The organism is Paraburkholderia sp. (assembly GCF_004298475.1).
GTDB classification, from domain to species: domain Bacteria; phylum Pseudomonadota; class Gammaproteobacteria; order Burkholderiales; family Burkholderiaceae; genus Paraburkholderia; species Paraburkholderia denitrificans.
In genome coordinates this window covers 31087-42943 of sequence record NZ_SCRP01000032.1, presented here as the reverse complement: position 1 = coordinate 42943, position 11857 = coordinate 31087, and the positions used below count along the sequence as shown (strand labels likewise).

Annotated in this window: 10 protein-coding genes and 1 pseudogene; 4 read left to right on the top strand and 7 right to left on the bottom strand. The window is 65.0% G+C overall.

The features are described 5' to 3' along the window. Nucleotides 1-251: 251 nt before the first annotated feature. Complete coding sequence (locus EPN59_RS15595) at nt 252-530, top strand: HU family DNA-binding protein (protein ID WP_233804089.1); 279 nt, start codon at nt 252-254, stop codon at nt 528-530. 213 nt (nt 531-743) lie between these two features. Here EPN59_RS15595 and EPN59_RS15590 read toward each other — a convergent pair whose 3' ends face one another. Together EPN59_RS15590 and EPN59_RS15585 are read right to left on the bottom strand one after the other, a co-directional pair. Then, a complete protein-coding gene (locus tag EPN59_RS15590; protein WP_293033643.1) occupies nt 744-2033 on the bottom strand; it encodes a GTP-binding protein in 1290 nt (429 codons plus the stop codon). Nucleotides 2034-2211: 178 nt separating this feature from the next. Beyond that, a pseudogene (locus EPN59_RS15585) lies at nt 2212-2655 on the bottom strand (lytic transglycosylase domain-containing protein). Nucleotides 2656-3106: 451 nt separating this feature from the next. Here EPN59_RS15585 and gspG point away from each other — a divergent pair. Continuing rightward, nucleotides 3107-3571 carry a type II secretion system major pseudopilin GspG gene (gspG, locus tag EPN59_RS15580; protein ID WP_293033645.1) on the top strand — a complete coding sequence of 155 codons (465 nt, stop codon included), beginning with the start codon at nt 3107-3109 and terminating at the stop codon, nt 3569-3571. Between the two features lie 59 nt (nt 3572-3630). Here gspG and EPN59_RS15575 read toward each other — a convergent pair whose 3' ends face one another. Further along, nucleotides 3631-5211, bottom strand: a complete 1581-nt coding sequence (locus EPN59_RS15575) for an efflux transporter outer membrane subunit (RefSeq protein ID WP_293033647.1) — start codon at nt 5209-5211, stop codon at nt 3631-3633. 179 nt (nt 5212-5390) lie between these two features. Further along, nucleotides 5391-5624, bottom strand: coding sequence for a hypothetical protein (locus EPN59_RS15570; RefSeq protein WP_293046349.1), 234 nt, complete (start codon nt 5622-5624; stop codon nt 5391-5393). A gap of 247 nt (nt 5625-5871) precedes the next feature. Here EPN59_RS15570 and EPN59_RS15565 point away from each other — a divergent pair, with 247 nt between their 5' ends. Both EPN59_RS15565 and EPN59_RS15560 read left to right on the top strand, forming a co-directional pair. Further along, nucleotides 5872-6399 (top strand): MarR family transcriptional regulator, encoded by a 528-nt coding sequence (locus tag EPN59_RS15565; RefSeq protein ID WP_293033651.1) that lies wholly within the window; start codon nt 5872-5874, stop codon nt 6397-6399. A 173-nt stretch (nt 6400-6572) separates the two neighbouring features. Further along, on the top strand, nt 6573-8129 hold the full coding sequence (locus tag EPN59_RS15560) for a DHA2 family efflux MFS transporter permease subunit (protein WP_293033653.1): 1557 nt from the start codon (nt 6573-6575) through the stop codon (nt 8127-8129). A gap of 128 nt (nt 8130-8257) precedes the next feature. Here the strand turns inward: EPN59_RS15560 and EPN59_RS15555 are convergent, their stop codons facing one another. The 3 genes from EPN59_RS15555 to EPN59_RS15545 form a co-directional block, all read right to left on the bottom strand. Then, entirely contained in the window at nt 8258-8716 is a 459-nt protein-coding gene (locus EPN59_RS15555) for a hypothetical protein (protein ID WP_293033655.1), read from the bottom strand. A gap of 189 nt (nt 8717-8905) precedes the next feature. Beyond that, nucleotides 8906-10528 (bottom strand): glutamate--cysteine ligase, encoded by a 1623-nt coding sequence (gene gshA, locus EPN59_RS15550; protein WP_293033657.1) that lies wholly within the window; start codon nt 10526-10528, stop codon nt 8906-8908. Nucleotides 10529-10906: 378 nt separating this feature from the next. After that, nucleotides 10907-11857, bottom strand: coding sequence for a DNA-3-methyladenine glycosylase (locus EPN59_RS15545; protein WP_293033663.1), 951 nt, complete (start codon nt 11855-11857; stop codon nt 10907-10909).

Sequence of the window (11857 nt, the reverse complement as noted above, 5' to 3'; positions counted from 1 at the left end):
CCACCTAATTCGGCTGAATACCGTTGCAAATCGTCGAAACCCTTGTCGTTATTGGGTTTGCGCTGCGCTATCATAGCAAGCGCCGCCCAGGGAAGCGGCAGCACGGCCGTCGCGGCACAGCATTCATTCGCGCCACGGCGCGAATCGCCGGGGAGCTCCGGAACCGTTGCTGCTCGACAGCGCGGCACGCGACCGTATAATCGGCGCGTTCGCGCTGTTCGTGTCAACCTAAACTGATAAGGAACTTCTCAATGAATAAACAGGAACTGATCGACGCCGTCGCAGGACAGACGGGCGCAAGCAAAGCGCAAACCGGCGAGACGCTGGACACGCTCCTCGACGTGATCAAGAAATCGGTGTCGAAGGGTGATGCGGTTCAACTGATCGGCTTCGGCAGCTTCGGTTCGGGCAAGCGTGCGGCACGCACCGGCCGTAATCCGAAGACGGGCGAAACCATCAAGATTCCGGCTGCCAAGACCGTCAAGTTCACGGCTGGCAAGGCGTTCAAGGACGCCGTCAACAAGCGCTAAGGCATTGCCGCTTCGAGTTGACACCCGCCCCTGGCGGGTTTTTTTTCGTCCGCGTTTTTGTCCGGTTTTTCGTCTGTTTTGTTTTTGCGGCTTTCGTAGCTTTCGTAGCTTTTGCGGCGTTCATACCTTTAATGCCGTTCATACGCGAGATGCGAAATATGCCGCATGGCGCGGCATATTTCTTCATCTCGATGGACCGGTTCAGTGCGGGGTTTAGTGCGGGCGATGAACGATTTCGCCTTCGCCGCTTTCGTGATCGTGATCGTGATCATGGTCGTCGTCGACGTCCCAATACGGAAACGGGTCGTTATACGTGCGCCAGGCTTCGGGGCCCGCCGCATATTCGGCATCGGTGAGCAGGCACCCATCGAGCTTCGCCTGCCATGCCGCACGATCCAGATCGACGCCGATCATCACCAGTTCCTGGCGCCGGTCGCCAATGTGCGCGTCGGCCGGATCGCCGTACCAGTCGCGCGCGATTTCGCTTTCCAGCGCGGCGTCCTGCGGCCAGCTTTCGCGCGGCTGTGCCGCCCACCACGTACCCGCCGGACCGTGACGGCACGCACCGCCCGCCTGCGATAGCGAACCGGCCACGTCGTTGCGCGTCGCGAGCCAGAAGAGCCCTTTCGTGCGCAGCACGCCCTTCCATTCTTCGTGCAGCAGCGACCAGAGCCGTTCAGGATGGAACGGCCGCCGTGCGCGATAGACGAAATTGCCGATGCCGAATTCGTCGGCTTCGCTGCGATGAGCGTGGTCGTGATCGTGTTCTTCAAGCGATGCGAGCCAGCCTGGCGCGCTCGCGGCGGCCTCGAAATCGAAGCGGCCCGTCTTCAGCACCTCGTTCAGCGGCACCGCGCCGAAACGGCTCACGACCTGCACGGCACGCGGATTGATGCGCGCGAGAATGCGCTGCAGGTGGGCGAGTTCGTCCTCGCTCACGAGGTCGGCCTTGTTGACGACGAGCACATCGCAGAACTCCACCTGTTCGATCAGCAATTCGACGATCGTGCGGTCATCTTCTTCGTTGGACGCGAGGCCGCGTTCGGCGAGTTCGTCGGCGCACGCGTAGTCGCGCAGGAAGTTGAATGCGTCCACCACGGTCACCAGCGTGTCGAGCTGGGCGACGTCGGCAAGCGACGTGCCGTCGTCGTCGACGTAGGCGAAGGTTTCGGCGATGGGCATGGGCTCGGCAATGCCGGTCGATTCGATCAGGATCGCGTCGAAACGCTGTTCCTGCGCAAGACGCCGGATCTCGCTCAGCAAGTCGTCGCGCAGCGTGCAGCAAATGCAGCCGTTCGACATCTCGACGAGCTTTTCTTCGAGGTGCGACAGCGCAGCCGCGTCGCGCACGAGCGCAGCGTCGATATTGACCGCAGCGAGGTCGTTGACGATCACGGCGACGCGCAGGCCGGCGCGATTCGCGAGGATATGGTTGAGCAGCGTGGTCTTGCCCGCGCCCAGAAAACCGGTGAGCACGGTGACGGGAAGTGGCGGCTGGTTCATCGCAGTGTGGGGATCAGAAAGACTTAAAACAGGAACAGGCCGCGCGCGCGGCGTGAGCCGACGCGTTGGCGAACGGGTGTGCCAACGGGTATGCCGGCGGGTGTGCCAAGGTTAGCCAGCATTGTGCATCATGCGGGCGCGGCGCGCAGGTTGTGCGGCGTACCCAGCGACCCGGGCCCTACTTCAGTAAATTCCATTGCCGCAGGATTTCAGCGATCTGCTGCGCGTAGCGATCACGCAGCGGCGGCGTTTCGGAGTGATAGGCGCCGACTGCGGTCCACGTGTTGCCGTATTTGTTCATTTCCCGGCGCAGATGCCAGGCGGCGATATAGACGTTCTTGCACGGCTCCATGAGCGTACTGCGCGAGATGCCGTACTGCGCGAGCGTCGGCAGATGCACGGAATTGATCTGCATGACGCCGAAGTCGGTCGAACCGTTCGCATTCCTGCGCATCGCATCGGGCCGGTTGTGCGATTCCTGCCAGGCGATTGCACGCAGGATCAGCGGATTCACCTTCTAATACTGGGCGGCTTCGTCGAAGCAGTCGGCGTGCGCAAGCGTGCTCGCATCGGCAAGCGCGAGCGTGGCGGCGGCAATCGTACGGAACCAGATCTTTTTCATCGGCACAGCGGGTGCAGCAAGTGAATATGCGGTGGGGAGCGCCCCGAACGATGCTCCAGGTAGCGTGTTTTTCGCTTGCAGGAGCGCCGGGTGATGCGCTTGCGCGGCTGCGGACCGCGACCGCGACCGCAAACGGCTCGTATGATACCGGCAGCCTGTGACGCGTGAACGTCGGCCAGGCGTTCGGACGAGGTAAAGCGGTGAATATCCTCGATGGCGGGCTTCCGGCGCTTGCAGTCGATGTGCAGCGTGGCCGGTTCAGTGCGGCTTGAAGCGGGCGTGATAGCGGCGGCGTTGCCGGGGGACATTACAATGGGCTGCCATGCCGGGTCGCCGTGTCGTGCTGCAAAGCGCCTTACCGCATGTGTCACGCCGTGCGGTTCCGTGACGGGCCCGGCGATGATCGCCCGGCCAGCCGCGCCCGGCAATATCGCGAGGAGGAAAGTCAGGTATGTCCATGTGGACTCAACGCCGTGCCGGAATCGAAGGCATGAGCGCTTGCCGCCGCCGCGGCTTCACGCTGCTCGAAGTCATGGTCGCGATTGCGATTGCCGGCATTCTCATTGCGCTGATCGTGTCGAAAGTCGTGTCCAGTCCCGACGAAGCGCGCCGCGTTATCGCGCGCCACGACATCGCCGTGATCGCGCAGGCGCTCAAACACTATCGACAGGACAACGGCGGCTTTCCGACCCAGTCGCAGGGCCTCCGGGCGCTGGTGCAAAAACCGTCCACCGTCCCCGTGCCTGGCAACTGGAAGGACGGCGGCTATCTCGAACGGCTGCCGGACGATCCGTGGGGTAATGCGTACCGCTACCTGAATCCGGGCGTGCACGACGAGGTCGATGTGTACACCTACGGCGCCGACGACCGGCCTGGCGGCGAAGGCAACGACGCCGACCTCGGATCCTGGCAGTAACGCGTGATTGCGGGGCGGCTCGCTTGGCGATACATGACCGGCTGTGCCGCGCCAGCCGGTTATTGCGGCCGTGCGGCTGCCGCAGAAGCCGAAGCGGCTGAGGGCGCCGGGCCCTGCTGCGTCTGCGCGGCCAACGGCGCGGGTGCGGCCATGCTGCCGGTCTCGCGATCCATCTGCGCGACGTTCCAGCCGCCGCCGAGCGCCTTCACGAGCCCGACCGACGACACCATCCGCTGTCCGCCGATGCTCGCCAGTTTCTGCTGCGCGACGAAGAACGTGGTCTGTGCGGACAGCACATTCAGGAAGCCGATCGTGCCCGCCTTATATTCGTTGATGACGATATCGAGCGCGTGCTGCGCCGATTCCACCGCCTGCTGCTGAACGACGACTTCCTGCGCGAGGATGCGCTGCGACGCGAGGTTGTCCTCGACGTCCTGGAACGCGGCCAGCACCGTCTGCCGGTAGGTGGCGACCTGCTGGTCGTACGCGGCGCGCGCGGCTTCGGTCTGTGCGCTGCGCAGACCGGCGTCGAAGATCGTGCTCGCGAGCGACGGCCCGAGCGTCCAGAAGCGCGACGGCATCGACAGCAATTGCGAAAACACCGAACTTTCGAAGCCGCCCGATGCGGAGATCGTGAGCGACGGGAAGAACGCCGACATCGCAACGCCGATCTGTTCGTTGGCGGCGGCAGCCTTGCGTTCCGCCGAGGCGATGTCGGGCCGGCGTTCGAGCAGCGCCGAAGGCATCGAGAGCGGTACGACGGGCGGCGTGGCGGCGAGCGGCGAAGGCGGGATCGAGAACGTGGAAGCCGGCTGGCCGACCAGCACGGCGATGGCGTGCTCGTTTTGCGCGCGGGCCACGCCGTTGTCGATGGCCGCCGCCTGCGCCGACTGAAGCTGCGTTTGCGCCTGGATCACGTCGGCGCGGCCCGCAACACCCTGCGCGTACCGGTTCTGGGTGAGCTGCAACGATCGCTGGTACGCCGAGACGGTTTCGTCGAGCAGCTTTTGCTGCGCGTCGAGCGAGCGCAACGTGAAGTACGTTTGTGCGAGCGTGGCCTGCGCCGAGAGGCGCGCGTTGGCGAGATCGGCGGCGGCGCCCTGCTGCCCGGCTTCCTGCGCACCCACCGTGCGGCTCACCTTGCCCCACAGATCGGGCTCCCAGCTTGCGTCGAGTCCGAGGTTGAAGCTGTTGCTGATCGTGCCGTTCGCGAAGCTGCTGTTCGCATTGCTCACGCGCGTGGGCGTGCGCGAACGCGTGGCGCCCGCCGACGCGCTGATCACCGGAAAGTACGCAGCCCGTGCTTCGCCGACCAGCGCGCGCGCCTGCCGGTACGCGGCGGCGAATTCGGCGATGGTCTGGTTCTCCGCGTTGAGCTGGTCTTCGAGCGCGTTCAGTTTCGCGTCGTCGTAGAGGGTCCACCAGGCGCCGCGATCCGCGTGATCGGACGGCTGCGCGACCTTCCAGCCTTCGGGCGCTTCCTTGAATGAAGCCGGAACGGCAGCGGCAGGCCGCTGGTAATCCGGGCCGACGGCACAACCGCCCAGCTGGAACGCGAGTGCGGCGGCCACAGCGACGAAAGCAAGCGCGGGGGCACGGCGGGAGGAAAGTTCGGACAAACGGACGGTACGGCGGAGCATGCAAGCAATCCTGTCGATGCGGCCAGCAAGAAACGTCGTGCGCTTCGTTACCGGATGCGCGTTGGCGCACAGCGGGTGGTCGTGACGCGGCAATGGTAGCGCACGCACGGCGGGCTGCGCGGAATGTGCAAGGGTAATGCGGGAGCGCTGCCGGTGTGTTACGGCGCGCGCCGGACAGGTTACGCGTCGTTACGGCGCCAGCGGAGCGTCGTCAGCTTGTGTAGCAGGAGCGCAATCAGGCCGCCGGGCAGGACGATCACCGCCGCGTAGAGCGCGAGCTTGCGCAGGCGCGGGGCGCGGCTGGCTGAGCGGGCTTTGTCAAAGGAACGTCGGGCAGCGTCGGTGACGGGACGGGCGATGTGGCGGATGACGTAACGACCGAGGCCGCCGAGGATGGTTTTCTTGTGCTGCATGGTGGGGGGCAGACTACAAAAAGCGATGAAAGCAAAATGAAGCGCTTGCCTGCCATAGTATTGACCAGGCAAGTAATTGCCAATTTTTTCTTGAGTTGCACCAGGGTTAGTGTGGTTTTTGCCGGGTCGGTCACCTTGTCGCACCCGCATTACTCCATTTATTTATCTGCTCATTTATCTGCTTAGGCAGTGAAATTAACCGCTAGAATCCACATTCGTTTCGACCCCGCCGATCCCGCCTCCCGACATGAACGAAGCGCCCTTTATACCCGAGCACATCGGCGTCGAGTCGAGTCTCGGCTACTTCCTCTCGACGGCCCGCAACGTCCTGGCCGCACGGATGGACCGTGCGGTTGCGCCGCTCGGGCTCACGTCGTCGCAGATCGGCGTGATCCTGCTGCTGTGGTACGAGCGTGCGCGCACGCCCAACGAGATGTCCCGCGTGCTGTCGTACGACACGGGATCGATGACGCGCATGCTCGACCGGCTCGAAAAGAAAGGCTTCCTTGTGCGTGAACGCAGCCAGGCCGACCGGCGCGTCGTGGAACTGGCGCTGACGCCGCCCGGCCGCGCTGCGGCGCAGAAACTGCCGGATCTGATTTCGACGGTTTTAAGCGCGCAGTTGCGCGGCTTTTCCTCTGACGAAGCGGCAACGCTCGTGCACCTTTTGCAGCGCTTCATCGCCAACGACGCGGCGACCGAAGTCGTGTGCAGCGGCGCGGCGGGCCGTCAGGCGACGCGGCATCCGCTGACGACGGGCGGCGACGAAACATAAACGGCAATACATGAGAGACGGCGGCATCACGCCCCTTTTTGCAGTCCGATAGCTGTCTGGGCAGAAAATGCCGAGGCATTGAAATGCAGACCGACAGCAGACCGACAGCAGACCGATGAGCGCGAGCGAATTCAGGCTGCGGCGCCGGTCCGACGTCAAAGGATTCAGGACAGATGAACGCTACTCCCGCGGCGCGCGTCGCCGCCGAGCCCGTGCCGCTGACGGGCGGCACGCTCGCGCTACTCACGGTCGGCCTCGCACTCGGCACGTTCATGGAGGTGCTCGACACCTCGATTGCGAACGTCGCCGTGCCGACCATCTCCGGCAACCTCGGTGTTGCCACAACCGAGGGCACATGGGTTATCTCGTCGTACTCGGTGGCTTCTGCCATCGCCGTGCCGCTGACCGGCTGGCTCGCGCGGCGCGTGGGCGAAGTGCGCCTTTTCACGCTTTCGGTGTTGCTGTTCACGCTTGCCTCGGCGGCATGCGGCTTCGCATCGAACTTCGAGACGCTGATTGCGTTCCGTCTCGTGCAAGGGCTCGTATCCGGGCCGATGGTGCCGCTCTCGCAGACCATCCTGATGCGTTCGTATCCGCTTGCGAAACGCGGCCTCGCGCTCGGCCTGTGGGCGATGACGGTGATCGTCGCGCCGATCTTCGGCCCGGTGATGGGCGGCTGGATCACCGACAACTACACCTGGCCGTGGATCTTCTACATCAACGTGCCGATCGGGCTTTTCTCGGCCGCGTGCGCGTACATGCTGCTGCGCGGCCGCGAAACGAAGACCACGACGCAGCGCATCGACGCCGTCGGCCTCGCGCTGCTCGTGATCGGCGTGTCGTGCCTGCAGATGATGCTCGACCTCGGCAAGGACCGCGACTGGTTCAACTCCACGTTCATCGTTGCGCTGGCGATCATCGCGGTGGTGTCGCTCGCATTCCTGCTCGCGTGGGAGGCCACGGAAAAAGAACCCGTCATCGATCTTTCGCTGTTTCGCGACCGCAACTTCGCCTTGGGCGCGCTCATCATCTCGTTCGGCTTCATGGCGTTCTTCGGCTCGGTGGTGATCTTTCCGCTCTGGCTGCAAACGGTGATGGGCTACACGGCCGGCATCGCAGGCCTTGCGACGGCGCCGGTCGGGCTGCTCGCGCTCGTGCTGTCGCCGCTGATCGGACGCAACATGCACAAGCTCGACCTGCGGATGGTCGCCAGCTTCGCGTTCCTGGTTTTTGCGCTGGTTTCGATCTGGAATTCCACTTTCACGCTCGACGTGCCGTTCAATCACGTGATCCTGCCGCGTCTTGTACAGGGCATCGGCGTTGCGTGCTTCTTCGTGCCGATGACGACGATCACGCTCTCGAGCATCTCCGACGAGCGCCTCGCGAGCGCCTCGGGGCTCTCGAATTTCTTGCGCACGCTGTCGGGTGCGATTGGCACGGCGGTGAGCACGACGTTCTGGGAAGACGATGCGATCTATCACCATGCCGTGCTGTCCGAATCGGTGAGCCAGTATTCGCAGAACACCAACGCTTATAGCGACGCGATGGCGAGCCTCGGTTTCGCAGGGCAGAGCGTGACTGCGCAACTCAACGAGATCGTCACGCAGCAGGGCTACATGATGGCGACGAACGACTTCTTCCGCATTTCGTTCGTGGTGTTTCTCGTCCTGGCTGCGCTCGTGTGGGTCACGAAGCCGAGTAAGGTCGCGGGACCTTCAATGGGGCACTGAGTGAGGCACCGAGTGGGATATCAGGCGGGGCATCGAGGCTCGCGCGGCCAGCCGGTGGGTTGACTGGCCGCCGCGCGTTGCTGGTTCCTTTGGCGATAATCAGGAAGCCGGATAAAACCGGTGCGACATCAAGGAGCGGCGGGCGGTTGTGCGCCGCCAGCCGCGGGTGCGGCCACGGCGTCGGCTCCGGGGATCGGCGCATCGACGCCCGAACGCACGAACTGCTTGAACGCCGCGCCCGCGCTCCAGGGATTCGGTTTGCAGCCGAGCGAGCTGTCGCAGTGCGCTGCGAACCCGATTGTCGCCGTGCCGTCGTTGTTCACGCTCTTCGTGATTTCATAGGCGAGCAGGCGTCTTCCGCCTCCCGGGCCCGTAGTCTGGATCAACGTGTCGGTGGCCGTCTGCACTTCGTATCTGGAGTGCGTGCGCACCCAGTCTTGTGCGCGTTGCCACCAGAGATCGCATTGCGTCTTGTCCGGGCAGGTAAGCGGGGCCGTGGCGATCTGCATGACGTCCGGATTGACCTGGCCGCCCGTCGAGCACGCCGCGGCGCTCGCGCAGAGCAGGATCGGCAGGATTCGTTTCATCGCGTTTTCTCCTCCCTTCGAGCGCCGCGCATCGCGCGCGGCGCGCTCGTTGGCCCGTGCGCCAACGTGCGCGCAGACAGGCCGATCGATAAGTATTGGACCGCTCCAGCGTGGCATTCGTTTCTAGCACGTGCAATGCCCGGCGACGATCTGTCACGCGCGCGGTTATGCGCGCCGTTACGTGCGCCGTTACGTGATATCGCGGTCGAGCGAGTAGGCGCTATACGCGGCGACGAACGCATCGAACGAGCCGCCATCCTCGTGTTCGAGCTTCGCCTGTTCGTCGAGCGATTCGCGCGCGAGCGCGTCGAAATACGCTGTTGCCGTGCTGTCGAGCGGCCGCGAGAGGAAATGCGCCGCGTGGCGTTCGCTTTGCGCGCGTGCGAATTCGAGGAAGGTTTGATTGCGCTCGCGCATCGCTTGCAGCACGCGCGCCGACGGCGTGAGCGACGCGTCTGCAAGCTTCACGCGTTGCGCAGCCACGGCGTGCGCGTGTTCGTCCGTGCCTCGCACGGCGTCGAGCGTTGCCGCGGCGCGTTCGATCTTCGCGAAGAGTTCGGCGGCCCAGTCCTGCATCGGCACGGTCGCGCCGTCACGCTTGAGTTCGAGCCCCGGACGGCGGCCTTCCTTCGTGACGCGGCCGAAATTGTCGTTGGCCTCGGCGTACGCGTGCGCGGGCAGCAGCGGGCTGTCGTCGAGCGCGCACGCAAGCAGATAGGCGTCGAGAAAGCGGGCCGTTTCGAGCGAAATGCCGGTGGGCTCGAACGGATCGATGTCCATGCAGCGTACTTCGACGTACTGCACGCCGCGCGCGGCGAGCGCATGCAGCGGCCGCTCGCCCGCATACGTGACGCGCTTCGGACGGATCGTCGAGTAGAACTCGTTTTCGATCTGCAGCACGTTCGTGTTGATCTGCACCCACTCGCCGTTGCGATGGGTGCCGATTGCCTCGTACGGCGGATACGGCTGGCTCACGGCTTCGGCGAGCGCATCGAGATAGCCGGGCAGGGTGTTGTAGTCGGCGTGCAGCGCGGACTGGCCCGTCGTATTCGAGTAGCCGAGGTCGCTCATGCGCAGGCTCGTTGCGTACGGCAGGTAGAGCGTTTCGCTGTCGAGCGCTTCGAGCGCGTGCGGCTGGCCGCGCAGGAAGCGCACGTCGAGCGCGGGCGACGCGCCGAACAGATACATCAGAAGCCAGCTCGTACGACGGAAGTTGCGGATGAGCGCGAGATAGCGCTCCGACTGGTAGTCGAGCGCCGTCGCGGCGGACCGCTCGTGCGCGTGCAGCGTCCGCCACACTTCTTCGTTAAGCGAATAGTTGTAGTGGATCCCGGCGATGCATTGCATCGTGCGCCCGTAGCGCAGCGCGAGGCCCATGCGATAGATGCGCTTTAACTGGCCGATGTTCGATGTGCCATACGCGGCGATCGGAATGCCGTCGTCGGTGGCGGGCAGGAGGCCCGGCATCGATTCGTTCCAGAGGATTTCGCCGTCGCGTGCGAGCACCGCATAGACGTAGCGATGCAGATCGTCGAGGCGTTCGAGCGTGATCGACGGATCGTGCTCGGGCGGCGTGATGATTTCGAGCAGCGCTTCCGAGTAGTCCGTGGTCAACGACGGATGCGTGAGCGCCGAGCCGAGCGTAGCCGGGTGCGGTGTCATCGCGAGCTGGCCGTCGCGCGTCACCCGCAGGCTCTCTTTTTCGATGCCGCGCAGACCGCGTGTAAGCGCGTCGCGCAGAGGTCCTGCGCTCAGCGCGTCAAGGCGCTGGGCGAGAACGTCGTTCGGGCGTGTGGAGGTCGTGTCGGGCATTGAGAAGGATCGGGCTCGGGCTAGCGGCGTGAAGCTTCGTGCGCGCGCACCAGCGTTATTTTTTCGTTAGCGGGCACTTTAACATCTCGCCAGCCGACCTGCTTGAGGCCGACTCCGGCGCGTCGGCGTGCCTTATGCGACGCCCCTGTGCGCGAATGTCGCGCCTGTTGTCGTGTCCTTTGTCGTGCCTGTCGTCATGCCTTTTGTCGTCCCGTTTTTTGCACCGCTTATTGCACCGCTTATAGCCCTGTATATTGCCCCGTCTATCGCCCCGTCTATCGCCCCGTCTATCGCGCGTCTTTCACCGGCGCTTCTCGCGGCTCGATGCGCGCCGGCTACGGCGTTTTGTGCCCTTCCGTATCCGTTAGCCCGGGCCCGCTAGCCGCCGCGTGCAGCACGCGTGCGATCGGCGATTTCGTTCCACAAATGCATCGCCGCGTAGGCGCGCCACGGCTGCCAGGCGTCGCTGCGTGCGCGCTGCTGTGACGGGCGCGCGAGCGCGGGGTCGCGTGCGGCGATGGCCTGCATCAGCACGAGATCGGTGGCGGGCCATGCGTTCGCGTCGCGCCATGCGCGCATCGCGACATATTCGACGGTCCACGGGCCAATGCCTGGCAGTGCGAGCAGCGCCGCGCGCATGGCGTCGAGATCGCGCGGATCGTCGGTTGCCGCACGCGTCTGGCCGTGACTGTCGCGTTCGATTGCGACGTTGCCGTTTGCCACCGCCTGTGCGAAGCCCAGCAGCGCGGCGACGCGCTTGCCGGGCATGCCGATGCCGCTCAGGTCCGCACCGGCGAGCGCGGCGGGCGTCGGGAAACGCCAGGCGGTGTGTTCGTGCGGATGCAACTCGATGCGCTGACCGACGCGCTGCACGAGGCGGCCGATGATCGTCGTCGCGGCCTTCACGCTCACTTGCTGGCCGACGATCGCGCGCACCACCAGTTCGAAGCCGGACCACGCGCCCGGCACGCGCAGGCCGGGCGCGGCGGCGACGAGCGGAGCGAGCCACGGATCGCGCGCGAAATGCGCGGCGATGGCTGCGGGGTCCGTCTGCGTATCGAACATGCGGGCGAGCGGGGCGGCGAGGGCGGCTGCGTGCGCGCTCACCGGTCCGTCGATCTGCACGACGAGGCAGCGCTTGCGCGCATGGCGGCGCACGGCGAGCGTGCCGCTTGTATCGCGAAAGTCGATGGCGCGCTGCCAGGCACCGTCTTCGACGACCTCGACGCCGGGTATTGCGCGGCCCGCGAAGAAGCGCAGGACGCGCGGCCAGTCGTAGGGCGCGCGCACGGGCAGTTCGAACGTGGCGCTGCTATCGGGCAGCGGCAT